At 67.2% G+C, this 26283-nt stretch carries 20 protein-coding genes; 11 read left to right on the top strand and 9 right to left on the bottom strand.

From position 1 onward, the window contains the following. Nucleotides 1–20: 20 nt before the first annotated feature. Together FM113_RS04885 and FM113_RS04880 are read left to right on the top strand one after the other, a co-directional pair. Nucleotides 21–791 carry a glucose 1-dehydrogenase gene (locus FM113_RS04885; protein WP_087012084.1) on the top strand — a complete coding sequence of 257 codons (771 nt, stop codon included), beginning with the start codon at nucleotides 21–23 and terminating at the stop codon, nucleotides 789–791. A 112-nt stretch (nucleotides 792–903) separates the two neighbouring features. Next, nucleotides 904–2310, top strand: a complete 1407-nt coding sequence (locus FM113_RS04880; protein ID WP_217895955.1) for a CoA transferase — start codon at nucleotides 904–906, stop codon at nucleotides 2308–2310. 56 nt (nucleotides 2311–2366) lie between these two features. Here FM113_RS04880 and FM113_RS04875 read toward each other — a convergent pair whose 3' ends face one another. Continuing rightward, entirely contained in the window at nucleotides 2367–3725 is a 1359-nt protein-coding gene (locus FM113_RS04875) for an NAD-dependent succinate-semialdehyde dehydrogenase (protein WP_087012080.1), read from the bottom strand. A 411-nt stretch (nucleotides 3726–4136) separates the two neighbouring features. On the opposite strand from FM113_RS04875, the gene FM113_RS04870 reads away from it, so the two are divergent. Beyond that, complete coding sequence (locus FM113_RS04870; protein ID WP_087012078.1) at nucleotides 4137–5657, top strand: APC family permease; 1521 nt, start codon at nucleotides 4137–4139, stop codon at nucleotides 5655–5657. A gap of 59 nt (nucleotides 5658–5716) precedes the next feature. Next, nucleotides 5717–7054, top strand: a complete 1338-nt coding sequence (locus tag FM113_RS04865) for an NAD(P)/FAD-dependent oxidoreductase (protein WP_087012076.1) — start codon at nucleotides 5717–5719, stop codon at nucleotides 7052–7054. 66 nt (nucleotides 7055–7120) lie between these two features. Here the strand turns inward: FM113_RS04865 and FM113_RS04860 are convergent, their stop codons facing one another. After that, nucleotides 7121–8269, bottom strand: a complete 1149-nt coding sequence (locus FM113_RS04860; RefSeq protein WP_087012074.1) for a DUF4349 domain-containing protein — start codon at nucleotides 8267–8269, stop codon at nucleotides 7121–7123. Nucleotides 8270–8290: 21 nt separating this feature from the next. After that, on the bottom strand, nucleotides 8291–9514 hold the full coding sequence (locus FM113_RS04855; protein ID WP_087012072.1) for an MFS transporter: 1224 nt from the start codon (nucleotides 9512–9514) through the stop codon (nucleotides 8291–8293). Nucleotides 9515–9689: 175 nt separating this feature from the next. Here FM113_RS04855 and FM113_RS04850 point away from each other — a divergent pair, with 175 nt between their 5' ends. Then, nucleotides 9690–9941, top strand: a complete 252-nt coding sequence (locus FM113_RS04850) for a hypothetical protein (protein ID WP_140393286.1) — start codon at nucleotides 9690–9692, stop codon at nucleotides 9939–9941. 99 nt (nucleotides 9942–10040) lie between these two features. Here the strand turns inward: FM113_RS04850 and FM113_RS04845 are convergent, their stop codons facing one another. After that, a complete protein-coding gene (locus FM113_RS04845; RefSeq protein WP_087012068.1) occupies nucleotides 10041–11645 on the bottom strand; it encodes a DEAD/DEAH box helicase in 1605 nt (534 codons plus the stop codon). Nucleotides 11646–11965: 320 nt separating this feature from the next. Between FM113_RS04845 and FM113_RS04840 the strand changes: the two genes are divergently transcribed. The 3 genes from FM113_RS04840 to FM113_RS04830 are packed head-to-tail and all read left to right on the top strand — an operon-like array spanning nucleotide 11966 to nucleotide 18065. Next, on the top strand, nucleotides 11966–15637 hold the full coding sequence (locus tag FM113_RS04840; protein WP_087012066.1) for a bifunctional RecB family nuclease/DEAD/DEAH box helicase: 3672 nt from the start codon (nucleotides 11966–11968) through the stop codon (nucleotides 15635–15637). Then, nucleotides 15634–16833 (top strand): hypothetical protein, encoded by a 1200-nt coding sequence (locus FM113_RS04835; protein ID WP_140393285.1) that lies wholly within the window; start codon nucleotides 15634–15636, stop codon nucleotides 16831–16833. The genes FM113_RS04840 and FM113_RS04835 overlap by 4 nt, the downstream gene beginning before the upstream one ends. Then, nucleotides 16830–18065 (top strand): pyridoxal phosphate-dependent aminotransferase, encoded by a 1236-nt coding sequence (locus FM113_RS04830; RefSeq protein WP_087012061.1) that lies wholly within the window; start codon nucleotides 16830–16832, stop codon nucleotides 18063–18065. The genes FM113_RS04835 and FM113_RS04830 overlap by 4 nt, the downstream gene beginning before the upstream one ends. Before the next feature lie 216 nt (nucleotides 18066–18281). Here FM113_RS04830 and FM113_RS04825 read toward each other — a convergent pair whose 3' ends face one another. Both FM113_RS04825 and ald read right to left on the bottom strand, forming a co-directional pair. Further along, nucleotides 18282–18737 (bottom strand): hypothetical protein, encoded by a 456-nt coding sequence (locus tag FM113_RS04825; RefSeq protein WP_087012059.1) that lies wholly within the window; start codon nucleotides 18735–18737, stop codon nucleotides 18282–18284. Nucleotides 18738–18760: 23 nt separating this feature from the next. Beyond that, on the bottom strand, nucleotides 18761–19888 hold the full coding sequence (gene ald / locus FM113_RS04820) for an alanine dehydrogenase (RefSeq protein WP_087012058.1): 1128 nt from the start codon (nucleotides 19886–19888) through the stop codon (nucleotides 18761–18763). A 189-nt stretch (nucleotides 19889–20077) separates the two neighbouring features. Between ald and FM113_RS04815 the strand changes: the two genes are divergently transcribed. Together FM113_RS04815 and FM113_RS04810 are read left to right on the top strand one after the other, a co-directional pair. Then, the gene (locus tag FM113_RS04815; protein ID WP_087012056.1) at nucleotides 20078–20566 is read left to right on the top strand and encodes an Lrp/AsnC family transcriptional regulator; all 489 of its coding nucleotides are present in this window, start codon (nucleotides 20078–20080) and stop codon (nucleotides 20564–20566) included. Between the two features lie 41 nt (nucleotides 20567–20607). Beyond that, the gene (locus tag FM113_RS04810; RefSeq protein WP_087012054.1) at nucleotides 20608–21183 is read left to right on the top strand and encodes an isochorismatase family protein; all 576 of its coding nucleotides are present in this window, start codon (nucleotides 20608–20610) and stop codon (nucleotides 21181–21183) included. 294 nt (nucleotides 21184–21477) lie between these two features. Here FM113_RS04810 and FM113_RS04805 read toward each other — a convergent pair whose 3' ends face one another. Genes FM113_RS04805 through FM113_RS04795 form a run of 3 tightly spaced genes read right to left on the bottom strand, consistent with a single transcriptional unit; the run spans nucleotide 21478 to nucleotide 25620 of the window. After that, nucleotides 21478–23202 (bottom strand): sodium:proton antiporter, encoded by a 1725-nt coding sequence (locus FM113_RS04805; protein WP_087012052.1) that lies wholly within the window; start codon nucleotides 23200–23202, stop codon nucleotides 21478–21480. 12 nt (nucleotides 23203–23214) lie between these two features. Continuing rightward, complete coding sequence (locus FM113_RS04800; RefSeq protein ID WP_087012050.1) at nucleotides 23215–24486, bottom strand: winged helix DNA-binding domain-containing protein; 1272 nt, start codon at nucleotides 24484–24486, stop codon at nucleotides 23215–23217. A 51-nt stretch (nucleotides 24487–24537) separates the two neighbouring features. Next, nucleotides 24538–25620 (bottom strand): NADH:flavin oxidoreductase/NADH oxidase, encoded by a 1083-nt coding sequence (locus FM113_RS04795; protein WP_087012048.1) that lies wholly within the window; start codon nucleotides 25618–25620, stop codon nucleotides 24538–24540. Nucleotides 25621–25870: 250 nt separating this feature from the next. Between FM113_RS04795 and FM113_RS04790 the strand changes: the two genes are divergently transcribed. Further along, on the top strand, nucleotides 25871–26281 hold the full coding sequence (locus FM113_RS04790) for a hypothetical protein (RefSeq protein WP_087012046.1): 411 nt from the start codon (nucleotides 25871–25873) through the stop codon (nucleotides 26279–26281). Nucleotides 26282–26283: the final 2 nt, after the last annotated feature.

The raw sequence follows: 26283 nt of genomic DNA, 5'->3' as shown, positions 1-26283 counted from the left end.
CATCGCTGGAAGGGAATACCATGCAGCAGATTCTCGAACACAAGATCGTCCTCGTCACCGGCGCCGCACGCGGCCTCGGTGCCGCCTACGCTCGCGGCATCGTTGAGGCCGGCGGGAGCGTGATGATCGCGGACCTCCTCGCTGAGGATGGCGTCGCCCTCGCGGCGGAGCTCGGTGACCGCGCGGCGTTTGTCACACTCGACGTCACCGATCCCGAGGCTTGGGATGTCGCGGTCGCCGCCACCGTTGAGCACTTCGGCGGGATCGACGGCCTCGTCAACAATGCCGGGATCTCTGCGACCGGCGTGCCAGCCGTTGAGGAATCGATCGAGACGTTTGACCGGATCATCGCGGTGAACCTTCGTTCGGTCTACCTGGGCATGCGCGCAGTGACGCCGGAAATGCGGAAGCGTGGCGGTGGATCGATCGTGAACATCTCCTCCGCCGCGGGGTTGATCGGGCTCGCGCTCACGGGGGCGTACGGTGCCGCGAAGTGGGGCGTTCGCGGTCTCAGTAAGGTCGCGGCCGTCGAACTGGGACGCGAAAAGATCCGCGTTAACTCCGTGCATCCGGGCATGGTGCTGACGCCGATGACGGCACCCACGGGGATTAGCCTCGACGAGGGTGCCTTCCCGAACAACCCGATGCAGCGCGTGGGTCGCCCCGAGGAACTTGTCGGCGCAATCACCTATCTGCTCTCGGACGCGGCGTCCTACACCACGGGCGCCGAGCTTGCTGTCGACGGCGGCTGGACGGCCGGGCCGTCAATCGAGTATGTGATGGGTCAGTAGGCTCAGGGCGCCTACAGCGCTGTGGGCCCGGATCCCGAAAGATCCGGGCCCGCGCACTCGAATGCGGTGTAGATTGCGGTGTGGAGGGCATCGTCCTCGGCGAGGAGCGAACGTGGCCGACACTGTAGGACCGGGCGAGTCCGCCGCTGAGCGAATCTTTACCCAGGTGCTGGGCACCGCCTGGCGCGGGCGCGTCGGGGTGGCCGGAACCGGTGCGTTGCCCGCCGTGTTTCCCGTCACCGAGCTCGCCACAGCCGCGATCGGTGCCGCCGGCGTGGCGGTGAGCGATTGGTTGCTCGCGACTGCCCAGCCATACGCCACGCCGCGGGTGAGCGTGGATCGGGGCCGCGCGGGGTTCTGGTTCGCGTCTTCACTCCGTCCGCTTGGGTGGCGCGTGCCGCCCGCGTGGGATGCGGTCGCCGGGGATTACCCGGCCGCGGACGGCTGGATCCGCTTGCACACAAACGTGCCCGCGCACCGGGATGCGGCGCTGCGGGTATTGGGGGTGCCGGCGGATCGGGCCCGCGTCCGCACCGCTGTGGCGCGTTGGGACGCCGCGGAGCTGGAGTCGTGCGTGGTCGCCGCGGGTGGCTGCGCGGCGAAGATGCGGAGCACCGCTGAGTGGGAGAGTAGCGCGGCCGGGCTGAGCGTCGCGACGGAGCCGCTGGTGCGCTGGACCCGCACCTCGGGAACTCGCGATCCGGCACCCAGTCTCCCCGGCGCGGTCGCGGCGCTGCGGCCGCTCCACGGTGTCCGTGTGCTCGATCTCACCCGAGTACTCGCGGGCCCTGTCGCCACGCGATTTTTGGCACAGCTCGGTGCCGAGGTGCTGCGCATCGACCCGGTTGACTGGGACGAACCCGGGGTCACCCCCGATGTCATGCTCGGGAAGCGGTCCGCGCGATTGGACCTCCGTGATCCGACACACCGCGCGCGCCTCCTCGCGCTGCTCGCGGAGGCCGACATTCTGGTGCACGGCTACCGACCAGGTGCGCTCGAGCGCCTCGACTTGGGCTCCGACGTCAGGGAGACCACGCGACCGGGCCTCATCGAAGTGCAGCTGGACGCCTACGGCCACTCGGGTCCCTGGGCGGGACGCCGCGGCTTTGACAGTCTCGTGCAGATGAGCGCGGGCATCGCAGAGGCGGGAATGCGTGTTCGCGGGGCCGACGCCCCGCTCCCGCTGCCTGTGCAGGCGCTGGATCACGCGACGGGATACCTCATGGCTGCCGCGGCGATCCGCGGACTCACTGAGCAACGCCGTACGGGCGCTGGGTGCCGGGCCGCGCTATCGCTCGCACGTACCGCCCGTCTTCTCACGGAGCAGGAACCGAGCCCGAACCACGAACACGCACGGGACACGACCGACGCCGACCTCGATTCGGGGGTGGAACACACTGGCTGGGGCCCGGCCCGCAGGCTCCGAGCACCCCTCGAGGTGGACGGGGTACGTTTCGCGAGCGCGCTCCCTGCGCGAGCACTGGGGGCCGACCGCCCGTTTTGGGGCGCAGCCGCCTAAACGCTGAGCGCCCGGGACCCCAACGGGCCCCGGGCGCTCAAGGCTGCGAGAACGTGTTACTTCGCGGCGAAGCGGAACAGCTTCTTGTTCGCGAACTCCAGCATGCCGACCTTGCCGAGCTCACGGCCGTAGCCCGACTTCTTAACGCCACCGAAGGGCACGTCTGCGCCCTCGAGGCCAGCGCCGCCGATGAAGACCATGCCCACGTCGAGCTGGTTGCCGACACGCTCAGCGCGGTCCAGATCGTCGCAGATCACGACGGAGCCCAGGCCGTAGGGCGAGGAGTTGGCGAGGGTGATCGCCTCTTCATCGCTGGAGACCTTGTAGAGCTGTGCGACGGGGCCGAAGAGCTCCTGGCTGTAGACGTCCATCGCCGGGGTGATGTTCGTCAGCACCGAGGGGGTGTAGAGGTTGCCCTCGGGGCTGTTGTCGCCCACGAGGATCTCAGCGCCCTGCGCAACGGCACCCTGCACCTGTGCGGAGAGGGTCTTGGTAGCGGCCTCCGAAGACATCGGGCCGAAGTCGCCCGACTCGTAGGACTGGCCCGCAATTGCGGCCTTGAACTTCTCGGTGAACTCGTCGAAGTACTTGTCCATGACAACGATGCGCTTGGAGCCGTTGCAGGCCTGGCCCGTGTTCTCCATGCGGCCGCCAACTGCGTGCTCAACAGCGTGGTCGAGGTCATCGGTGTCGAGTACCAGGAAGACGTCAGAGCCGCCCAGCTCCAGCACACACTTCTTGAGTGCGCGGCCGGCCTGCTCAGCAACGATTGCGCCAGCGCGCTCCGAGCCGGTCAGCGAGACGCCCTGAATGCGGTCGTCGGCGATGATGTCCGAGATCTGGTCGTGCGTCGCGAAAACGTTGACGTAAGCACCCTTGGGGAAGCCCGCGTCGAGGAACAGCTGCTCGAGCGCGAGTGCCGACTCGGGGCACTGTGCGGCGTGCTTGAGGATGATCGTGTTGCCGAGGATCAGGTTCGGTACGGCAAAACGTGCAACCTGGTAGTACGGGTAGTTCCAGGGCATGATGCCCAGAATGACGCCCGTGCCCTGGTAGCGGAAGAAGCTCTTCAGGCCGTCCTCGACCTCGAGCTGCTCGTCAGCGAGCCAGTTCTCAGCGTTCTTTGCGAACGCGGCCGTGATCGCGCCGGAGAACTCTGCCTCGCCGATCGACTGGTCGAGGGGCTTGCCCATCTCGCGGTTGATGATCGCGCCGAGCTCATCCTTGCGCTCGTCGAACAGTTCCGCCGCGCGCTGTGCCAGTGCCGCGCGCTCGGCGACCGTGGTCTTGCGTGCCCAATCCGTGTAGGCCTGCTGTGCAGCGGCCAGTGACGCCTCGATCTCCTCCGAGGTTGCGTCGGGGTAGGTGGCGAGGGTCTCGCCCGTAGCCGGGTTAATGACGGCAAACGTGCTCATAAATGACTCACTCCTTAGTGGCTGTGTCGAAATAGTGACGCTTCCCAGTCTCGCACACCGCGGCGCCCCACACTAGCTCGGCGCGCTCCGAGTTTTCGAATGCTCACTGGCTCAAGACCATTGATTTCGTGGCAAAGCGACTGATTCGCGACGAAATCGGTTGTCTTGACGGTCTGGTGAGCGGCGCGTCGCACCGTGGGTGAACGTTGGCTGAGCATTCGGGCTGGGGCTGAGGCTGTGAGGCTCGCCCCGCGCTCGCGGGTGTGTCGATGAACCTGCAGGACGCGTGTCTCCGATCCGGCGCAAAATGAGGCACAATGTCAGTACGCATGACATCGGCATTGAGCGACGGAATGCGCACCGCAACGAAGCACGCGGCGAGGACGCCGGAACCGAGAAGAGCACTGCACAATGGCGAAGCACACGCTGTCGAACGCGACAGAGACCGGCCACATCCACGTGGGCAAGGGCCTCAACGAAGGCACCCTGGGCGTGGTGGGATCCACGATGATCGGGCTGGCCTCGACCGCCCCGCTCTACTCCCTCGCCGCGACCCTCGGGTATGTGATCCTCGCGGTCGGGGCGCAAGCACCCCTCGTGTTCATCGTGGCCTGCATCCCGATGGTCTTTGCCGCGTTTGCCTACCAGGAGCTCAACCGAGAGATCCCCGACTGCGGCACCACCTTCGTCTGGGGGACCAAAGCCTTCGGGCCGGTGACCGGATGGATCGGCGGATGGGCTGTGGCGGTCGCGTCGATTATGGTGCTCGCAAACGTCGGTGAGATTACCGGACAGTATTTCTGGTTGCTGCTCGGCAACACCGAGTTCGCTGAGAACCGCGCCATCGTGATCGCAACCTCGGTCGTGTTTATGGCGATCATGACGTTGATCAGCACAGTTGGGGTCCAAATCGGTGAGCGCCTGCAAAAGATCCTCGTGGGCATCCAGATCCTCGCGATGGTCCTCTTTGGGGTCCTCGCGCTTGTGCACGCGGGTTCCGGTCTGAACCCGGACTCGGTGGCGTTCGACTGGAACTGGTTCAATCCCGCAGAACTCACGTCGTGGTCCGGCTTCATGCAAGCGGTCCTCCTCGCCCTGTTTATCTACTGGGGATGGGACACCTGCCTGGCCCTGAACGAGGAAACGAAGAACCCGCGCACCACGCCGGGACGGGCTGCGCTCTCGAGCATCGTGATCCTGATCGTCCTGTATGTCGGAGTGTCAGTCGCCGTCATGATGTTCGCGGGCTTCGGCGACACCGGCTTCGGGCTGACAAACGCTGAGAACCTCGACGACGTGTTCACCGTGCTCGGTGGCGCGCTCTTCGGCCCGTGGGGCTGGTTCCTGATTCTTGGCGTGCTGCTCTCCGCAGCCTCCTCGACACAGACCACGATCCTCCCGACCGCCCGCGGCACACTGTCGATGGCTGTGTACCGCGCCCTGCCCGCGAAGTTCGCGGAACTGCACCCGAAGTTCAAGACACCCTGGTTCTCGACCACAGTGATGGGGGTCGCGGCGATCATCTACTACGTCGGGATGTCGATCTTGTCGGAGGACATGCTGGCTGACTCTCTCACCTCGATGGGTCTCGCGGTTGCGCTCTACTACGCAATCACTTCATTTGCGTGCGTCTGGTATTTCCGTGACACGCTCCGAGATAGCGCACGCAACCTCTGGATGCGCGGGATTCTCCCGGCGCTTGGCGGCCTCATGCTCGGCTACGCCTTTGTGCAGTCCGCGATCGACATGTGGGCCCGCGACTACGGCGAGACTGTGCTGCTCGGCGTGGGCGGAGCGTTTGTGATCGGTGTGGGGGCGATCCTGCTCGGCTTCGTGTTCATGGGCCTGTGGTGGCTCCGGCCCAACTCGCGCCCGTTTTTTCGCGGTGAGAGCCTGAACCGAGACACCGAGGTGCTTGTCCCCGACGAATAGGCCGGACGCGGAACACGCACCTTTCCAGAATACGTACCGTAGAGAACAGGACTCACCGCATGACGCAGCACACAGAACGCTTCGACACGATCGTTGTGGGCGCGGGCATCGCGGGGCTCACCGCTGCCCGGCTGCTCGCGCGCGCCGGGCAGCGGGTGGTGGTGTTTGAGGCGCGAGACCGGGTCGGCGGGCGCGTCCATTCCGAGCGAGTGGCGGGCCGCGTCACCGATCTCGGTGCCTCGTGGATTCACGGCATTACTGACAGCCCCGTTCACGTTGCGACCCAGGCGCTCGGGATGCCCGACGTCGAGTTTACGATGGGGAGTTTTCAGGCGGGCGGCAAACCCGTCGCCTACTACGGCCCCGATGCCGTGCGGTTGAGTGATGCGGCCGCGGAATCGTTCATTGCCGATGTCGCCGCGTGCGACGCACGCCTGGCCGACGTGATCGCGGGTATCGCTCACGGCTGCTCCTATGCGGACGCGGTGGAGGAGGCGCTCGCCGAGCTGGGGTGGCATGCGGATCGTGCGGAGCGCGTCCGCGAGTACCTGCGTCACCGTACCGAGGAGCAGTACGGTGCGTGGATCGATGATCTCGACGCGCACGGTCTCGACGATGATGCTGTTGAGGGCGACGAGGTCGTTTTTCCGCAAGGCTACGACAGGCTCGCGTCTGGGTTGGCAGCTGGGCTCGACATCCGGCGAGAGACGCCCGTGTCCGCGGTCACGTGGGCGACGAACGGCGGCGTCACCGTGCGCACAAGTGGGAATGAATATGCGGCGGATCACGCGGTCGTGACCGTTCCGGTGGGGGTTCTGAAATCCGATGCGTTCGTGATCGATCCGCCACTGCCCGATCCCGTGGCTGGCGCGCTCGATCGCCTCGAGATGAACGCCTTCGAGAAGGTGTTCCTGCGCTTCCCCGAGAGGTTTTGGGACGAGAATGTCGCGGCGATCCGCCGCCAGGGCGAGGCGGGGTCCTGGTGGCACTCCTGGTACGACGTGACCGCGGCTCACGGGGAGCCGACGCTCCTGACGTTCGCCGCGGGGCCGTGCGCGCGCGTGATCCGTGACTGGCCGGAAGGACAGGTTGTTGACTCTGTCATGGGGGCGCTCCGCGAGATATTTGGGGACGCGATCCCGGCCCCCGTCGCGAGTCACGTCACGCACTGGCAGGACGACCCCTGGTCGCGTGGGTCCTACGCCTATATGACCGTCGGTTCTGTGCCCGCTGACCACGAGGTTCTGGCGACCCCTCTCGGCGGTGTGCTGCACCTCGCGGGCGAGGCCACCTGGGAGGATGATCCTGCAACGGTCACCGCCGCGCTCGGATCTGGGCACCGCGCTGCCGAGCGGATCCTCGGGACGGAGATCCCGATCGATCGGCTCGTCGCGTAGCGCTCTGTGCTCGCCGGCCGCTGTGGCGCGGTCGCCGCCGAGCGCTCGGCGTTCAGTGACCGTTGGTCACCTGTCGTTGCTCGGCGGGCTGGGGTGCGCGTGATCGGACGCGGCGTGCTCGGACGGCGTCTGCGCGGCGAGCGGTGCCTGCGCGGTTGGTGCCTGTGTGGAGGATAGCGTCGCCGCGGGTGCAGCGACTCCCGGGTGTCGACGCGCCCCGCGACGCCGGATCGCGCGTACGATCCACACGACGAGCCCCGCGACGAGCGCACCGAGCACCAGCCAGGGGAGCAGCACGCCCAGCACCACGAGCGCTCCGGCCCCCACCGTCCCCAGGGACTGGAAGCCTGAAACCACTCCGTCCCAGAACGAGGCGGGGCCGCCGCCGGGCAGCACCTGTTCGGGGGCGAGAGTGACCCAGATTGTGGCTTCCTCGACCTGATCCTCGAGCGCGGTGAGCTGAGCCCGGAGGCCGTCGAGTTCTTGCTGGCGGTTTGTCAGCGCTGTCTCGGCTTCGATCAGATCCGCCGTGGTCGACGCGTCAGCGATGAGCGCGTTCAAGCGCTTCACCGAGGACTCGAGCGCAGCGACGCGCGCCTCCAGGTCCACGTGCACGGTGGTGACGTCCTCCGCGGACCGGCTTTGCGACTGCACCTCACCGATCCCACTCAGGACGTCGAACGCCTCGTCGAGACGCTCGGCGGGAACCCGCACGGTGAGGTTCGCGGAGTCTTGCGAGAGGGTCTCGGAGTCGATGCTGCCGCCGAGCTCCCGGGCCGCCGCGGTGACCCGGTCGCTCGCCTCCTCCAGATCGGCCACCGTGAGGCGAAGGTCACCGGAGCGGATGATGGAACGCTCGGTCATGTTCCTGGTGCCAGCGCCGTTCTCGGCGAGTTGAGCGCCGGCCGCCCCGCCCTCGGGCATTGCTGCGTCTGTGAGCGGCCCCTCGATCCCGATCTGGGGTGGGGATACCGCAGACTCCGAGGAACGCGCGCACGCTGAGAGTGGTGCCAGGAGGAGCGTCGCTGCGGCGGTGAGCGCGAGAAGTCTTCGACGGGACATGTCCACACCATAGTCCGCCGGTGGTCGCTCCGGGCCGGGGACCGCCTGGGCCTTCCCTGAGTGTGCCGGAATCGTGATCCTGCGCCCCCACAGCAGCATCGATGGGTGAGTTTCTGGGGCTTCGCGCACGGCAAGCCCCAGAAACTCACCCATCGATGAGAGGCGACGGCCCCGCTAGTTCAGCGGGATTGTGACGGTGCCCGTCTCGGGCGGCGGCTCGATCGAGCGGCCGCGCAGGTCCGGGATCCACCGAATTGTGGCGGCGGCAACAATGGCGCAGATCAGGAGCAGGGCGGCCGAAACGACGATGGCCCCGTGCGCACCCGCAACGTCGATGGCGATGCCCGCGAGCGCGGAACCTGTGGCGACGCCCACGAGTTGCCCGGTGCCCACCCAACCGAATGCCTCTGCGGTCTCCGAGAACTTCACTGTAGAGCTCACGATGCTCGAGATCGCGGCGAACGCCGGGGCCGTGCCGAGGCCGCCGAGGAATAGCACGGTTCCGAGCCACCACATGTTCAGGCTGACCAGGCTTGCGAGCGTTCCTGCGAGCACGACAAGGATGCGCAGCAACAGCGAGGAGGAACGCATCTCGCGGTGTCCGATCAGCAATCCGCCCACGAGCGATCCACCCGCGAACAGGGCGAGGACAATGCCCGACTCCATGCTGCCGTGCCCGCCGTCTGGCCCGGCAAACGCCGCCACCACGCCCGCTTCGATCGCCGCGAAGGAGGCCACAAAGAAGAACCCGACCACGGTCGAGATCACGACGGTGGGATGACGCAGGACCGCGCCGAAGCCGCGCTTGGAACGGAGCAACTGCACGCGGCCCACCGCGGGGCTGAGAATGAACCAGGCGCCGCCGAGCAGCATGAAGCCGGCGGCGACGAGGAGGCCCATCGAGGTGCCAAACTGCGAGGTCACGAACACCGCGACCACGGGGCCGAGCACCCAGATGAGTTCCTGCGCCGCGGCATCAAGAGAGAAGAGCTCCGAGAGCTGCGAACTCGGGACGAGCTTCGGGTAGATCGTGCGCACCGCCGGAGTCACCGGCGGCGTGGAGAGCCCGATGAGCAAGGCGATCCCTGCCACGATCATGAGCGGCAGATGCACAAGTGCGATGGTGAACAGCAGAATGGAGCACACGACCGAGGTGACCGAGAGCACCGGACGCATGCCGAGCCGCCCCATTAGCCTGCTGCTCATCGGGCCGGAGATCGCCTGGCCGATGCTCTGCGTGGCGAGCACAAGCCCAGCGGAGGTGTAGTCACCGTAGGCCTGCTGGATGTGCAGCAGCAGAATAATCGAGAGCATCCCGAAGGGGAATCGGGCCAGCAACTGAGAACCCAAGACTCGAAAAACGCCCGGATTCTTGCTCAGCTGCCCGTAAATGCCCATCAGACGATTATATGACCGAAATCGTTACCCTCGCTAGCGATAGGGGCGTGATTTCGCGGAGGATCGGGGCACATGGCACGGATTTCGTCGCGGAGCCCGGGATCACGCGTCAGCTCTCAGCGGACGCCGCGGCGTCGTCGTGGACACTGACGTGGGGGAGCGCTACCGTGAGGCCATGAACCACGTTGTGAATTCCCCTGGTCCCACACCTGATTCCAGTGTCGATCCTGCGCCGGATCTTGCCGAATCGGCGGCAAACTCCGCGCCGTTGGCGGAAGTCGAAGAGTTCGAGGAGCAGGAGGCCGAACTGGCCGCTGATCTCGAAGAACTCTGGCAGGAGGAATCGCCGGACACGGCGCGGCGCACCGAGTTCGCTGAGCAGGTGGACGGCGATCCCGACACCCGCGAGGTTCTCGACGAGGCGTAGCACGGCAGGCCGTTCGGTCAATCGCTGAAAACCACTGAGGGCGGCGGTGCGCATTGCACCGCCGCCCTCAGCGGTTTCACCGCTCACCGCGGTGTGAAGTTACGCGCCAGGCGAGCTCGTGGAGTAGACACTGCCGCCGCCCTGCGCCCGGCGTCCGGTGCGGCGCTGGCCGCCCCCGTCGCCCTGCGCACGGGAGCGCTGCTGGCCCTGGCCCGCGCCCTGGCCGCGTCCGCTGCCCTGGCCGCGGCGGTTTTCGCCGCCCTGACCCTGCGCTCCACGACCGCCCTGGCCGCCGGAGCGCTGGCCGCCTTGACCGCCCTGGCCGCCACGAGTCTGGCCGCCCTGCGCCGCACCGTCTCCAGCGCTGCGCCCGCGGCCGCCGCGGGAGCGCTTCCGCTTCGCGTTTGCTCCGGTCGAGCTGCCCTGCCCTGCGGGGTTGTGACCCGCGGCACGCTGCTGCGCGGCCTGCGCCTCGGCGCGGCGGCGCTCGATCTCGCGGGGCTCCTGGCGGGGTGCGACCTCACCGATCAGTGCGAGCACCTCGGGATCAACGCTCGCCGCGTTCGGGTTGACCTGACGGGGCGCGACGTTGATTTTCGCGGCGCGCATGATCTGACGCATTTCGCCACGCTGCTCGGGAAGCACGATGGTGACGACATCGCCCTCGTTGCCCGCGCGGGCCGTGCGACCGGAGCGGTGCAGGTAGGCCTTGTGCTCGACCGGGGGATCGATGTGGACCACGAGCTCGACGCCGTCGACGTGAACGCCGCGGGCCGCGACGTCGGTGGCCACGAGGACCTTCGCGTCGCCGCTGACGAACTCAGCGAGGTTGCGGTCGCGCGCGTTCTGTGACAGATTGCCCTGCAGCTCGACTGCGGGGATCCCGGCCGCCGTGAGCGACTTCGCGAGGCGCTTGGCCTGGTGCTTCATGCGGGTGAAGAAGATGCGGCGGCTCGTGCCCGAGGCGAGGGCCTCGATGAGCGCGTCTTTCTGTCCCTTGCCCGACACCTCGAACACATGGTGTGTGAGCTGCGGCACGGGTGACTCGGCAGAGTCGACCGAGTGCAAGATCGGGTCGTGCAGGTACTTCTTCACGATGTTGTCGACCCCGTTGTCCAGGGTAGCGCTGAAGAGCAGCCGCTGGCCGACCTTCGGGGTCTTGTTGAGGATGCGCGTGACGACTGGCAGGAAGCCCATGTCGGCCATGTGATCGGCCTCGTCAAGCACGGTGACCTCGACGCCGTCGAGCGAGACGACGCCCTGTTTCAGGAGATCGTCCAGGCGGCCCGGGGCCGCGACGACGACGTCCACGCCACCCTCGAGGGCGACTTCCTGGCGGCGCTGCGGGATCCCGCCGAAAATCGTGGTGACCTTGACGCCGACGGGGTCGGCGAGCATCTTGATTGTCTCTGCGATCTGCGTAACGAGCTCGCGGGTCGGGGCCAGTACGATCGCGCGGGGGCGGCTCGGGCGGCGCTTCGCGACGACGTCCTCGGCGAGGCGCGCGACGAGCGGGATGCCGAAAGCAATTGTCTTGCCGGAGCCTGTGCGGCCGCGGCCCAGTACGTCGCGGCCGGCGAGGGTATCGGGGAGCGTATCGCGCTGGATCGGGAACGGCGCGGTCTTGCCGTTGCGGGCCAGCGCGTCGGCGATCGGGGTCGGAACGCCGAGCGCTTCAAAAGTGGGGGTGGTGGTCTCGGTCACGGGGACCTTTCTGCATACGTGCAGCGCGCGGCGGGCCAGGACTGGCCAGAGCGTCGCGATGCTGCGGTTTCGGCGAGTGCGCGGGACCGCGCAGTCGTTCGCCGCGAAAGTTCTGGTGGCCTGCCGTCGGGGGCGGGCGACTGAAAGTCAGCGACGCGGGGCGGGATGAACACGCCCTGTGCGCACCATTCTAGCGTCTGCTGGCTGATCACTCGCGAGTTTGTGGAGAATCCCTTGAATGTCGGTGGTACACGCTAACGTCGTGAGCGTATTGTTCGTGTCTTCTCAGCACGGAATCTCACCCGACGAGCGGAGCGCGCGTGTTCATTCAGAAACGGCCGAGCGGCGGCGAGCGGATCGTCACGAGCGCGAGTGACCTGACCGCCGCGAGTGCCTGTGAGTTCGCGTTTTTGCGCCGTGCGGATGCGCGGTTTGGCCGAAACGTCAGCGTGCCACCCGATGACGACCCAATGCTTGCCCGAGCGGCCCGCTTAGGCGACGCGCACGAAGAACGTACGCTGGCCGCGTACCGGGACGAACTGGGTCCGTGGGACCCGGCGACCCCCGGCGGTGTTGCCGAGATCCCGCGGCCCGATTCCATGTCCGAGGCGGACCTCCTGGCGGTGAGCGCGCAGACCGAGGCCGCGCTCGCGGCGCAGGCGGGCGTGGTGTTCCAGGCGACGTTTTTCGATCCGGCGCAGCGGCCCGGCACCGCGGACGAACCGGAACTGGCGTTCGTGGGTTTCGCGGACTTTCTCCGCATGACCGAAGCCGGGGAGTACGAGGTCGAAGACACAAAGCTTGCGCGCCGGGCCCGTGTGTCTGCGCTGATGCAGCTTGCCGCATACGTCGAGCAGCTGGAGCGGATCGGGGTGCCGGTCGCGCCTCAGGCCACCTTGATCCTCGGGGACGGGGCCCGGTCCACGCACCGGATCTCTGACATCGCGCCGGTGTTCCGTGCGCGCAGGCGGCGCCTCCACCGCATCTTGATCGACCGCGCGACCGCGGTCGGTGTCGACGGTCTGCGGGCGAGCGCCAATCCGGTCGCGTGGGGCGATCCGGACGTGACTGCCTGTGGCCGCTGCGAAGTGTGCGCGCCCGAGATCGAACGCACGCGAGACCCGCTGCTGATCGCGGGCCTGCGCACCACGCAACGCTCGGCGCTCGCGGCGGCGGGGCTCACGACAATTGACGCCATCGCGGACGCGCTCCCCGGAATCGTCGCCGGTGACCTGGACGTTCCCGGGATCGCCCCGGCGGTGCTCACGCGGCTCAGCGCACAGGCCGCCGCTCAGGTCGGGGCTGTGGGGGATGGCCCGCCGCCGGTGCGGGTCATCGATGCGGCGGCGCTGGCCGCGATCCCCGCGCCGAACCCGGGTGACCTGTTCTTCGATTTCGAGGGCGACCCGCTCTACCGGGAACCCGGGACCGACGCGACGGCGCGGTGGGGCATCGACTATCTCTTCGGATTTGTCGATGCGGAGGAACAGTTCACCGCACTCTGGGCCCACGATCTCGCGGCGGAAAAGGCCGCGTTGCTACGTTTCCTGGAGCTCGTCGCGGAGCGCCGCGCACGGTTCCCCGGAATGCGGATCTACCACTACGCGGCCTACGAGCGCACGCACTTGCTCAGCATCGCGGCACGGCACGGGGTGGGTGAGGCCGAAGTTGACGGGCTGCTGCGCGACCAGGTGCTCGTCGATTTGTACCCGATCGTCCGGCGAGCAGTGCTCGTTGGATCCCGGTCTTATTCGATTAAGAAACTTGAGCCGCTCTACATGGGGGCCGAGCTGCGGGCTGAGGACGGCGTCACGACCGCGGCGCAGTCGGTGACCGAGTACGCGGACGCCACCGCCCAGCTCGCCGCCCCAGATCCGGCGTTGCGGGCTTCTGGCCAGCAGCGGCTCGACGCGATCGCCGACTACAACCGCTACGACTGCGTTTCGACGCTGCGGTTGCGAGACTGGCTCCAGGGGCTCGCCGCGGAACACGGTGTCGATCCGGCACCTCCCTTTGTGCCCGACACCACGCAGAGCTTCGAGATCAGCGTGCTCGGGGCGCGGCTCGCTGAGCTTGCGGAGGCCGCGACGGATCCGCACGAGCGCACCGCCGCGGCTCTCGCGGGCAGTGCAATTGATTACCACGCACGCGAGCAGAAGTCGTTCTGGTGGGCACACTTTGCGCGGCTCACCGACCCCATCGAGGAATGGGCGGACACCCGCGATGTACTCGTTGTGGATCCCGCTCAGACCAGAATCCTCGAGGACTGGCATCTGCCGGGACGGGCGCGCGTGGAGCGCCGTCATGTCCGGCTCGGCGGTGAACTCGCCCCGGGCAGTTCCGCGAAGGCGGGCGGGGAAGCCTACGTCTTGTACGCGCCGCCGGCACCCTTTGCGGACCCGCGAACTTTCCCAGGTCAGCGCACCGCGCAGCGCGTCAAAATCGTTGCGCGCGACGAGCACGGCGTGGTCATTGAGGAGATGTTGCCGCGGGACGCGACCCCCTACGACACCCTGCCTGTTGCGCTCGTTCCGGGGCCGCCGCCGAACGCCGGTCGCCAGCGGAGCGCAATTGAGGAGTGGGGTGAGGCGCTTGCCGACGGTCTTGCTGCGGGTGCTGCGCCCGCGGATCCGGTGGTCGATTTGCTGCGGCGCAATGCCCCGCGGCTCGTGGGCGGTGGGCCGCTCGTGGATCCCGCGTCCCCACTCGCCCTTGCCACTGTTGGCGGCGACCCCGAGGCGCGCACGATTGGGGCAGTCGTCGCGAGTGTGCGGCGACTCGACCGATCCGCGCTTGCCGTGCAGGGCCCTCCTGGAACCGGGAAAACGTATCTCGCGTCGCGCGTGATGAAGCGCCTCGTCGAGGAGGATGGCTGGCGAATCGGCGTTGTCGCGCAGTCACACCGAGTCGTGGAAAACGTGCTTGACGGCGTGATTTCCGCGGGGGTGGATCCCGCGGTCGTGGGGAAGGTTCCGCAGGGTGGGCGGCTCGATCCCGACGCGCTGCCACCCGAGTACACGGTGCTCGGGGTTGGCGGACAGGCCGGGTTCCTCCGCGAACACGGCAACGCGGGTCGCGGGTGTGTGGTGGGTGGCACTGCGTGGGATTTCAGCCACGAGGAGCGGTTCCCGAGGCGCAGCCTGGACCTGCTCGTGATCGACGAGGCCGGACAGTTTTCACTCGCGCCCACGATCGCGGCGTCGGTCTCGGCCGAGCGGCTGCTGCTGCTGGGCGACCCGCAGCAGCTCCCGCAGGTGTCCCAGGGCAGTCACCCCGAGCCTGTGGACACCTCGGCGTTGGCCTGGGTGATCGGAGATCACGACACCCTTCCACCCGAACTCGGCTATTTCCTCGCCGAAACCCGGCGCATGCACCCGGAACTCGCCGGAGTCGTGTCTGAGCTTTCCTATGAGGGGCGGCTGAGTGCCCACCCCGCTGCCGGCACTCGACACGTCACCGGTTGCGGCCCCGCAGGGCTCGTGTGGCACCCCGTCGGGCACCGGGGCAATGCGACCCACTCAACTGAAGAGGCCGCCGCAGCGGTGCGCCTGGCGCAAGAGGTGCTCGCTGGCACTGTGCGTGTCGGCACCGGAGCGGAACGTTTGCTCACGCCCGCCGACATCATCGTGGTTGCCGCGTACAACGCGCAAGTGGAAACCGTCTCGGACGCGCTTGTCGCGGCGGGTCTTGCGGAGATCCGAGTCGGCACCGTCGACAGGTTCCAGGGCCTCGAAGCCGTGATCGCGATCGTGACGCTCGCCGCGTCGAGCGCAGAAGACGTGCCGCGCGGTCTCGAGTTTCTGCTGATGCGCAATCGTTTGAACGTTGCCATCAGCCGCGCGCAATGGGCCGCACACCTCATCTCCTCAGACAGGCTGGGCGAAGGACTCCCGCAGTCCGCCGAGGGACTCAGCGCGCTCTCGGGTTACCTGCGGCTCACCGAGCGCGCCGCGCGGGGAGGTGAGCCTGCGACTCCTACACTGAGCGCATGACCCCTCCCGAGGCATCACAGCCTGATCGGCTGCGCCCACCAACACCGCCGGTACAGCCGACGCCGCAGGCTACGCGAACACCGCCGGGACGGTTGCGTCGCGCCGTTGATGCGATGTTTGCGCTGCTGTATCCCGGGGTCGAGAGCGTCCCGGATTCGCCGGGGAGCCGGCGGGAGGTGCGAGCCTTTGCCGCTGCCGCGATTGCCGCGGTTGTCGCGGCCGTGACTGGGCTGATTGCGTTCCACGACACCGTGCAGCTGTGGGGCCCCGTATCGCCCGGCAGCGTCGGGATCGTGCTCGCCACTGTGGCCGCGGCGATCTCGGCAGTCACTGAGTATCTGCGGTCCCCCCTGCCGCCGATTCCGGGCTGGCCGCGCTGGGCGGTGCGCACACAGGCGGTAATTAATGCGCTCGCGATCGCACTTGTGCACGCGGGAATCACCGTGCTCATGGTGGGGCTGCTCACCTCGATTCTTGTCCGCGGGTTTCTGGGACTTGAGGTTGACGCGTTCACAAGCATCATGATCACGGTGCTGCTCGCCGCTGTTGCCGGCTATGGGGGCACGCTGTCCGGTGGTGACCTGACGACCTCGCGACTCTCGGGGCTGTTCTCGGTGTTTATGACGGGCGGCATCGTTGTTGCCATGCTCACCACAAGCGACGCGGAGTGGTGGCAACTCCACTTCAGCGAATTGGGTGCGGGCAGTGGGATCAGCGTGATCATCTTCAACTTCACGCTCGTTGTGGGAGGCATGCTGCTCGCCTCACTGGCCTCGCTCATGTCCCCGGCGCTCGAGGCGTGGGCGAGTGCCGCCCCTCCGAGCCATACGCGAAACACCGCCCTCATCGGGTGGGCGTTTGTGGCGATTGGGGCCTGCCTCGCCGGTGTGGGCTTGGTCCCGGTCGACAAGAACCTCATCGTTCACAACACGTTTGCCACCGGTATGGCGGTTGTCTTCGGCGGGGTGCTGATCGGCCTACGCTGGATTCTCGATGGTTTCTCGAAGGCCTTCCTGCTGTTTTCTGACATCGTGCTAATGGGGATCGCGCTCTCCGCGATCCTGTTTTGGCCCGTGCAGTACTACAACCTCGCGGCGTTCGAGCTCGTCGCCGCTGGCATCATTTTCGCCTGGCTCATCATCTTTCTGCGGCACCTCGACGCTGCCGCGCCGCGGCCCGCTAACGTGGAGGCATGATCACACCAGGCGGACCGTTCAAGACTCCGCCTTCCCGCAGGCTCGGGGAGGCTCCCAGCATCGCGCCGCTCGCGGCGTCCCAGCGTTCGAAGATCCCCGCCTTCGAGGTGATGCGCATCACCGATGAGATCGCTCGCCGCCGTGCGGACGGACACGACGTTGTCTCACTGTGCGCGGGGGAGCCGAGTGCCCGCCCGGCGCCCGGCACACTCAAGCCTGCCGGATACACAGGCCCGCTCGGCACCACCCCGCTGCGCGAGGCGATCGCCGGCCATTACCGGTCCTGGTATGACGTGGAGGTGGATCCGGCCACTGTCGCCGTGACCACTGGGTCATCGGGGGCCTTCCAGCTCGTATTTCTCGCCGCATTCGACCCGGGTGACCGGGTGGCCCTCGCGAGCCCCGGATACCCCGCCTACCGGAACATCCTGACCGCACTGGGGGTGCACGTCATCGAGATCCCGACGGGCCCGGAAACGCGCTACCAGCCCACCCCCGAGTTGCTGGCGGCTGCGGTCGCTAAGCACGGCCCGCTGAACGGGCTGATCCTTGCCTCACCCGCGAACCCGACGGGCACAATGTTGGATCGATCGGCGCTCACCGAGCTCGTCGCCTGGTGCGTCACGAACGAGGTGCGCATCATCAGCGATGAGATCTATCACGGCATCACCTTCCCCGAGCCGGGGGCCGCGGATCCGCGCGGGATCACCCTGCGAGAGCTCGATCCCGAGGCTGTGGTCATCAACTCGTTCTCGAAGTACTGGGGAATGACGGGGTGGCGGCTGGGCTGGGCGATCTTGCCGCAGGCCCTGGTTGATCCCGTGGAAGCGCTGGCTTCGAACTTCGCGCTGTCACCGCCCGCACCGGCACAAGAACTCGCGATGCGCTCATTCAGCGCCGAGGCATACGGCGAACGCGACGCGGTCGTTGCGGGCTTCGCGCGCGCCCGCGCGCTGATTCTCGCCGCTGAACCGGAGTTGAACTGGGGTGTCGCTGCGCCCTCGGACGGGGCGTTCTACTACTACTCGGAGTTGGGGCCGCAGCTTGAGCGTTACGCGGACTCCTCCGCCTACGCCCGAGCGTTGCTCGAAGGCGCGAATGTTGCGGTTGTCCCCGGTGCGGACTTTGATCCGGTTTCGGGTGACCGCGCTGTGCGGCTGTCGTATGCGGCCGGTGAAAGCGCCGTGGCCGAGGCTCTGGAGCGGATCATCCGGTTCCAGGCCGGGCTGTAACCTCACGCCGCACTCGGCCCTGTGATGCTCCACCTTCCCCGAGCCGTTGTATCTTGCGGGATGGGTTTTCCGGCGAGAATCCCTCCCGCAAGATACAACGGCTCGGGTTCGGCGGCATTCGGGTTCGGCGGCATTCGGGTTCGGTCACGATTGGGTTCGGCGTGAGCCCCGGGCCCGGCGTGCGGTCGGCCGTTTCGGCCGTTCCTGCGAGTCGGGCTAGCCGGCGACGCGGACGGGCGTGCCCATCGCGATCCCGGAACGTCGCTGCAGCGCGGCGTCCACAACGGGATCTGCCAGGTTGATACCGAGTGCGGTGATCAGGGCGACTGAATCCGTGCCGAGGTCGACAACGATCGCGGTGACCGAATCCGACATGGGGCCCTCGAGCTCCGCAACCGCGCGGGACACCGCCGAGCGGGCGGCCTTCGCGAGCGTTTCGGGTGCCGCGTCGGTATCCGTGTCGACCTCGGCGCGGGCGTAGGTGACCCCGTCTCCGGAGATCGCCTCGGCGACAAGCTTCGCGTCAGAGCGGCGCAGCACGATATCGAGCGAGCTGCTCGCCGGGCCAAGCGAGACGGGCTTCACGGACAGGGGGAGGGAAACGCCCGAAGGGGCGCCACCGTGATCGTGATGATCCGGTGACGCCCCTCCGAAGCTGAACTTCAGATCCATAGGATCTAGAGTACGCCCTCTGCTTACGCGTTGGCTGCGAGCACGTCCGAGACGGACGAGAACGGCAGGCCGTCGAATGCGTCAGCGACACCCTTGAAAGTGACCACGCCGTCGTGTGCGTTGAGGCCCTTTGCCAGTGCCTCGTCAGCGTTCAGTGCGGCAACCCAGCCCTTGTCAGCAAGCGACACGACGTAGGGGAGGGTAGCGTTGGTGAGCGCCGCGGTGGAGGTCTCGGGGACCGCACCGGGCATGTTCGCCACGCAGTAGTAGATCGAGTTGTGCACGGAGAACGTGGGATCGTCGTGCGTGGTGGGCCGCGAGTTCTCGAAGCAGCCGCCCTGGTCGATTGCGATGTCGACGAGCACGGAGCCCGGCTTCATCTGCGCAACCATCTCGTCGGTGACGAGCTTCGGTGCCTTCTCGCCCGGGATCAGCACGGAGCCGATAACAAGGTCAGCGTCCTTGAGTGCCTCGGTGATGTTGTGGGCGTTCGAGGTGCGGGTCTGGATACGACCGTTGAACTCGTCTTCCAGCTGCTTCAGGCGGGGGATCGCGATGTCGATGATGGTGACCTCGGAACCCATGCCGTAGGCGATGCGTGCAGCCTGCTCGCCCGCAGCACCGCCGCCGATGACGACGGTCTTGCCGCGGCGGGTCGCGGTGACGCCGCCGAGGAGGACGCCGCGGCCGCCGTTTGCCTTCATCAGCGAGTACGCGCCGACCTGGACCGAGAGTCGACCAGCGACCTCGGACATCGGGGCGAGCAGGGGCAGGCCGCGGTTCGCGAGCTGCACGGTCTCGTACGCGATGGCGGTGGTGCCCGATGCGAGCACGGCGTCGGTCAGGGTGCGATCAGCTGCGAGGTGCAGGTAGGTGAAGAGCACCTGACCCTTGCGCATCTTGTCGTACTCAGAAGCGATGGGCTCCTTGACCTTGAGGATCATGTCGGAGTCAGCCCAGACCTGGTCTGCCCCCTCGACGATGGTGGCACCGGCGGCGATGTACTCCGCATCGGTGATGGCCGAGCCGAGGCCGGCGCCAGCCTGCACGAAGACATCGTGCCCGCGGCGGGTCAGTTCGACGACGCCAGCCTGCGTGATGGCGACGCGGTTCTCGTTGTTCTTGATCTCGGTGGGAATACCGACGCGCATGACATGCTCCAAAGAAATCGGTGGGTAATGGTGTTCAGATGGAACCACCCAACCACGACCCAATGTGATGTCGCAGGATGCGGTGGAACCTACTAATAGTGCAGTATATTCGTAATCAGTAGCAAATAGTTGAATTCTCTTCGGATTTAGTCGTGTGAGTGGGAATTCTGCGAGCGAGAGTGGTGGCCGATGTCAGAGGTATCGAAGAATCTGCACCCTGAACTGGAATTAGACGACGTAGACCGCAAGATCGTCGAAGAGTTGCAGTCCAACGGTCGAATCACCAACGCAGAGCTTGCGGAGCGTGTCGGTGTGGCCGCTTCGACGTGCATTGCGCGGGTCCGCAGCCTCGTCTCGCGCAGGATCATTACGGGGTTCACCGCGAGCGTCGATCCTCGTGCGATGGGTCTTGGCCTGCAGGTACTCATTAGCGTGACCGTGCGCTCCGGCGCGCGGCAGCGCATCTCTGAGATGAGCGATGCACTCCGGAGCCTCCCGGAGGTCATGCAGCTGTACTTCCTCGGTGGCGTTGAGGACTTCATCATCCACTTGGCGGCGCGGGATTCCGATCATGTGCGCGACTTCGTGATGGAGCACCTCTCCGCGCATCCCGCCGTATCGGCTACGCGCACGAGCATTGTGTTCAGCCACCACCAAAATCCGGTGCGTTCGGCGTAGGCTGGCAAGCGTTCCGTTCCAGTTCCACGCTTGGAGGGCGCATGACCCGGGCATTGCTGATCGTCGACGTGCAGAATGACTTCACGGAGGGCGGAGCACTCGGAGTCGATGGTGGTGCCGCGGTTGCCGCGGGGCTCGATGGGTTCCTTGACGCGATGCCGGATCGCTACGCGCTCGTGGCGGCATCCCGAGATTGGCACGATGCAGACAGCGTCAACGGCGGCCACTTTGCCGCACCCGGCACGGAGCCAGACTTCGTGACGAGTTGGCCTGTGCACTGCGTGCAGGGCACGTTTGGGGCTGCATACCATCCCCGGGTGCCGCTCGGCCGGATTGATGTGCATCTGCGCAAAGGCATGGGGAACGACGGCTATTCGGCGTTCGAGGGTGTGACTGGCGACGGCCGCAGCCTTGCTGAACTGCTTGTCGAGCACGGGGTTGACACACTCGATGTGGTGGGGATTGCCACTGACTATTGCGTGCGGGCTTCGGCGCTTGACGCGCGTGCCGCCGGGCTCGTCGTGCGGGTGCTCTCGGAGCATATCGCGGGGGTCGCCCCCGAGAGCTCGGCCGCGGCGCTTCGTGAACTCGCCGCGGCGGGCGTCGAGATCCGCTAGTCCGCCGGTTCCTCGGCCCGCTGCTGTGCAGACCGGATACCCCGTTAATCGCTCACCCAACCGTAGGGATTTTGCCGAGACTGACCCGTTTTCCGCGGAAAATCGCTTAGTTTGGGTAAAAACGCTCGTGTGGAGCGTGTTGGGGTGCGGCACCACGGGCCCGGAACACGGGCCCGGAGCCCGGACCGCGGCACACGGGGCCAGGAGCCGGAGCCCGGAGCCCGGACCCCGGACCCCGGACCCCGGACCCCGGCACACGGACCCCGGCACCCGGGCCCGGGTCTGAGTGGTCCGCTACTCTGCGCCGGGTGGGGTGAGGCGGGTTTCGTGCGCGTCGAGGGCGAGCTCCGCGGCACGCAGCGCTGGAGAGCTGTACCGGCCGAGGGCGCGCTCGTCGAGGAGCGCCGTGCGCTGGGCTTCAAGGGCCACGCGGCTGAGGCGGATGAACGCTCGGGCTGGCGTCTCCTCGCTGGGCAGCAGGAGCCCGCCGGTGGCACCGCTGAGCGTGATCGGGGTGAGGCCGTTGCGAGCGCTGGCGCGGGCCCGCTTCACGATCTCCTCGGGCACGGGGCGTTGACCCTCTTCGGAATTGGCGAGGGCGTCATCGATTGCCGAATCCGCGGCCTCCATGAGATCGCCCTTCAGCGCCTTCAGCTCGGCGGCGCTCGCCCCGGACTTTGAGCCATTGGGCCAGAGTTTGTTGATGACAAGCGGGAGCGTGAGTCCGTGCAGCAGCAGCGTGATCACGGCCACCGCGAAGGCGATCAGGATGATCTGCGCGCGGTATGGGACCCCCACGGGGATCGATTGCGCCGCCGCGAGGGTCACCACACCGCGCATCCCGCTCCATGACAGCACCGCGCCGTCTCGCCACCCGAGGCCCTGAGCGCGCTCGTGTTCCAGGTCGGCGCGGGTACGCTCGGCGAGCCGTTCGGCGCGCTCCACGCGTCGCGGGTCGGGGGACTCCGCGGCGCGGGCCCGGCGCGCGAGCCGGGTGAAACCGTTGCTGCGTTGCTCGTAGCGATCTACCGATCCGCGCATGGAGGCGATGAGCGGGATCATGAACAGCGCGCGGCAGCCGATGAGCACGGCGACGAGGCCGAGCGAGATCAGCGCAATGTGGGGGAGGCGCAAGGGGCTTTCCCCCACGTGTTCGACGAGGGCGTGCAGTTGCAGTCCCATGACGAGGAAGACCCCGTTTTCCATGGCGAACTGCACGGTGCGCCAGTTCAGCCGCTCGTTCATGCGAGCGGTTGCGCTGAATCGTCGTGAGGCGTGATGCCCGGTGTACAAGCCGGTGACCACGACGGCGAGAACGCCCGAAGCGTGCATCGCCTCGGCCGGGATGAACGATACGAAGGGCACGGCGAACGAGATGAGCGTGTCGTAGACCGGGTTACGGAGCTTGGAGCGGAGCCACACCGTGATGAAGCCAATGAGGCCGCCCACGACGATCGCGGCGGTGACGGAAAACGCAAAGGATCCGGCGGCGTCCCAGAACATGAAGCCCCCGGCGACGGCGGCAATCGCGGTCTTGAGGAGCACGAGGGAGGTGGCGTCGTTCACGAGGCTTTCGCCCTCGAGAATCGCAACAACGCGATCCGGCATACCGAGACGCTTACCGATTGAGGTGGCGGCGACGGCGTCAGTGGGGCTGATCACGGCACCGAGGGCGATTGCCACGGGCAGTGGGATCGAGGGGACCGCGAAGTGCAGCACCGCGCCGATCACGACCGCGGTAATGATGACAAGCAGGACGGATAGGCCCACCACCGGCCGCAAATTGCGGCGAAAGTCAACGAGCGGCACATTGACGGCCGCCGCGTAGAGCAGGGGTGGGAGCACGCCCAGCAGAATCACTTCCGGATCGATTTCGACGAGCGGCACGAACGGCAAATAGCCGACCCCGATCCCGGTGACGACGAGCACGAGCGGTGCCGCGATGCCGATCCTGCCACCCAGGATCGAGGCACCGACGAGGACAACAACGGCGATGACCGCGATCAGGGCAACTTCCATGGTTCTAGGTTCTCACTTCTTGGTGGATCGGGGGTTTCTGCTTGCCGGAGTTTCGCTTGCTGTGACCTGAGGCGCCGGGGTTTCAGCTGCAGCGTGCACGGTGGGCGGGAGTGATTCGGTGCCGTGGAACGCATGCCAGGCGGCAAGCGGGGCCGTCAGGCCGGCCCCATCGACGCGTTCACCTGGGAGCGGCGTCACCTCGATACCGCTGCGCACTCGCGAGCCTCGCTTCCAGGTGCCGCGCACTCGACCAGCCTCGACCGCGGTTGCCAGGAACATCCCGTTGCGACCGGGGACAATGTGCGCGAAGTGATCCGGCGCGAGCTGCGCCTCTCGATCCGCGTATCCGAGCAGGTGTTCATCAAACGCGGGGAGCAGCTGCCAGGCAGGATGGATTTCAAGCTGTGCTGGATCGAGCTGCGCCGAATCGATCTGCGCGGTATCAAGCTGCGCCGGATCAAGCCACACCACCGGCCCATCGGCCGCGCCGCAGACCGCCGTGTCGAGGGTCCCTGCTTCCCGTGCGAGGCTGAGCCCGCGCCGGGCCTCACGGACTGTGAGGCCGGTCCACCAGGCGAAGTCCCGATCCCGCACGGGCCCGCGGGCCCGTGCGTAGCGGGAAGCCAGGGTCGCGAGCGCTTCGTCGCCGGTGAGTGTGCGCGGCGCGGTGATCCATTCATCCGCGCGCACGAGCAACGGCTCGCCAGACTCGCGCACGGGTCCGAACGTGGCGAGCCCGTTTTGGCAGAGCCACCAGATCACGTGGTAGCGCCAGCCGGTCTGCCATTCGATACCCGCCTCCGTCCAGGCGGTGGACAGTGCATCTCGGTCAAGTGTCGCCCCGCCGCGGAGCGCGGCGAGTGACACGTCAATGAGGCGTTCGAGTGCCGCATCCGTGAGCCCGAGCATCTTGCGCCGGGCCGGGGCGCCGGCGAGCACCCGGTGGTTCGTGACGCCCTGCATCCACCCGATGTCTGCTGCGTGCACCACGTGCAACGTGCCGCGCATAGGCCAGGATTGCACGATCTGGCCTGCGGCGAACGCGTCGTGCACGTCAGTGACGGTAGTGCCTGGAGCACGCACCCCCAGTGCCCAGCGCGCGGAGCGCCAGTCCTGCCCCTGCGTTGCGAGCATGTGCTGTGCCACGGCGGCGATGCGGTCTGCGCCGGATCCGGGAGTCATGACCGCGCTGGTGTGGGTCCCGGATCCAGCGCACTGTGGTGCAAGCCACTGGGCGCGCATGCGGAGTGCGAGTACGTCCGCGGAGTGCAGGATCTGAGTCATGGGGCGAGTGTAGCGGGGACCTCTGACGTTGCTGGCCGGCCCCGCCGGTCGCTAGAACTGTGCGCGGTGGTACTGCGGGGGGAGCAGGGATTCCGCGGCGGGGGCGCGAAGTTCGCGAGCCCAGCGCAGGGGAAGGTGCGGGTCGGCGAGGAGTGGCCGGCCGATCGAAACGATGTCGGCTTGCCCTGTCGCGAGGATCGTCTCGGCTTGTGCGGCGGTCGTGATCATGCCCACCGCGCCAACCGGCAGGGGGCCTTCGCGGAGCGCGGCAGCGAGGGGGACCTGATAACCCGGACCAACAGGGATCGGGGCCTTGAGGATGTTTGCGGCGGACGAAGCGTCGACGAGGTCGGCCCCGTCCTCAGCCAGCCACGCGACAAGCTGACGCGCCTCCGTTAGGTCGAAGCCGCCCTCGACCCACTCGGTTGCTGAGATACGTACCACGAGCGGAACCGCGGGGTGCGCCGCGCGGACCGCACGTGTGGTCTCGCGGAGCAGCCGGGCGCGACCCGCGAGGTCGCCGCCATAGGCGTCGTCGCGCTGGTTCGAGAAGGGCGAGAGGAACGAATGGAATAGGTAGCCGTGTGCGGCGTGCAGTTCGAGCACGTCGAACCCGGCCGCTACGGCCCGATTCGCGGACGCAACGAAGGCGGCCACGATTCCGGCGAGTTCCGTGGTTTCGAGGGCGCGCGGGGCCGCGAGTTCCCCAAAAGCAACGGCGGATGGGCCGACGGTGGGCCAGCCTCCTTCGGCCTCGGGCTGGGTGCCGCCCGTAAAGTCGGGGAGCCATGGGTAGGTCGAGGCTTTGCGCCCTGCGTGGGCCAGCTGGACGCCAATCCGGGCACCGTGCGCGTGCACGATCTCGGCGAGCCGTGCGAACGAGGGGACCTGGGCGTCCTCCCAGAGGCCCAGGTCGCGCGGCGAAATCCGGCCCTCGGGCACGACCGCTGTGGCCTCGACCATGACGAGGCCGGCGCCGCCGCGCGCCAGTGCTCCGAGGTGTTGCAGGTGCCAGTCACGGGGTACGCCGTCGAGCGCGGTCACCGAGTACTGACACATCGGGGAGACCCAGAGGCGATTGCGGACCTCGACGTCGCGCAGTGTGATCGGGCGGAAGAGCAGGGGATTCGCCATGTGGCCAGTGTACCGGCGCGGGGCGGGACGCAGCTGTGCCCGGCTCGCGTCGCCCGGGTGCGTCGAGACCGCAAGAATGCTCGCGCATTCCTGGGATGAGGTGCGTGATCGAGTTCTCGACGGGGTTTCGGGTGGGCATCGTGTGTGCGGGGCGGGTGCAGGGCCCGGCACGCAGGGCTGGAACTCGGTGCAGCACACACTCTGTCAAGGTCGCTTGACAAGCAGTTGTGTGATCCGGCACACTGGAGGCATGACAAGTGAACTTGACAGCACAAAGCTCGGTCCCAGCGAACGTCGCAACCTCCGGCGCTACTTCTGGGGCTTTGGGATCAGCATGCTGGCCTACCTTGTGGTCCTGTTTGTCGCGATGCCGGCCCAGGAAGCGGCCGAGTCACCCTGGCGGATCCTGATCTTGCTCGCGCCAATCGTTCCCGTCGGCTTTGCCTTTGCCGCAGTCCTCCAGTTCATCCGGGGTCTCGACGAGTACCAGACGCGCACGTTGACCACGGCACTGAGCTGGGGCTTTGCGGTCGCGATGCTGACGGCTGTAGTGGTGGGGTTCCTCGACTTCGTCCTCACTGTGCCCTTGCCCAGCTGGATCATCTTTGTCGCCGGAATGATGGGCTGGGTTGTGGCCGCGGTGGCTACGGCCCGCCGCTAGGC

Origin of the sequence: Leucobacter sp. 7(1), from assembly GCF_900163635.1 — a bacterium.
Lineage (GTDB): Bacteria > Actinomycetota > Actinomycetes > Actinomycetales > Microbacteriaceae > Leucobacter.
This window is presented reverse-complemented; position numbering and strand designations above follow the sequence as displayed.

What these genes read in the sequence shown, in the direction of transcription:
- FM113_RS04815 (WP_087012056.1), top strand. Translation starts at nt 20,078, where the DNA reads ATGTCAGAGGTATCGAAGAATCTGCACCCTGAACTGGAATTAGACGAC.
- FM113_RS04875 (WP_087012080.1), bottom strand. Translation starts at nt 3,725, where the DNA reads ATGAGCACGTTTGCCGTCATTAACCCGGCTACGGGCGAGACCCTCGCC.
- FM113_RS04835 (WP_140393285.1), top strand. Translation starts at nt 15,634, where the DNA reads ATGACCCCTCCCGAGGCATCACAGCCTGATCGGCTGCGCCCACCAACA.
- FM113_RS04855 (WP_087012072.1), bottom strand. Translation starts at nt 9,514, where the DNA reads ATGGGCATTTACGGGCAGCTGAGCAAGAATCCGGGCGTTTTTCGAGTC.
- FM113_RS04805 (WP_087012052.1), bottom strand. Translation starts at nt 23,202, where the DNA reads ATGGAAGTTGCCCTGATCGCGGTCATCGCCGTTGTTGTCCTCGTCGGT.
- FM113_RS04870 (WP_087012078.1), top strand. Translation starts at nt 4,137, where the DNA reads ATGGCGAAGCACACGCTGTCGAACGCGACAGAGACCGGCCACATCCAC.
- FM113_RS04825 (WP_087012059.1), bottom strand. Translation starts at nt 18,737, where the DNA reads ATGGATCTGAAGTTCAGCTTCGGAGGGGCGTCACCGGATCATCACGAT.
- ald (WP_087012058.1), bottom strand. Translation starts at nt 19,888, where the DNA reads ATGCGCGTCGGTATTCCCACCGAGATCAAGAACAACGAGAACCGCGTC.
- FM113_RS04860 (WP_087012074.1), bottom strand. Translation starts at nt 8,269, where the DNA reads ATGGGTGAGTTTCTGGGGCTTGCCGTGCGCGAAGCCCCAGAAACTCAC.
- FM113_RS04850 (WP_140393286.1), top strand. Translation starts at nt 9,690, where the DNA reads ATGAACCACGTTGTGAATTCCCCTGGTCCCACACCTGATTCCAGTGTC.
- FM113_RS04830 (WP_087012061.1), top strand. Translation starts at nt 16,830, where the DNA reads ATGATCACACCAGGCGGACCGTTCAAGACTCCGCCTTCCCGCAGGCTC.
- FM113_RS04885 (WP_087012084.1), top strand. Translation starts at nt 21, where the DNA reads ATGCAGCAGATTCTCGAACACAAGATCGTCCTCGTCACCGGCGCCGCA.
- FM113_RS04790 (WP_087012046.1), top strand. Translation starts at nt 25,871, where the DNA reads ATGACAAGTGAACTTGACAGCACAAAGCTCGGTCCCAGCGAACGTCGC.
- FM113_RS04865 (WP_087012076.1), top strand. Translation starts at nt 5,717, where the DNA reads ATGACGCAGCACACAGAACGCTTCGACACGATCGTTGTGGGCGCGGGC.
- FM113_RS04810 (WP_087012054.1), top strand. Translation starts at nt 20,608, where the DNA reads ATGACCCGGGCATTGCTGATCGTCGACGTGCAGAATGACTTCACGGAG.
- FM113_RS04795 (WP_087012048.1), bottom strand. Translation starts at nt 25,620, where the DNA reads ATGGCGAATCCCCTGCTCTTCCGCCCGATCACACTGCGCGACGTCGAG.
- FM113_RS04800 (WP_087012050.1), bottom strand. Translation starts at nt 24,486, where the DNA reads ATGACTCAGATCCTGCACTCCGCGGACGTACTCGCACTCCGCATGCGC.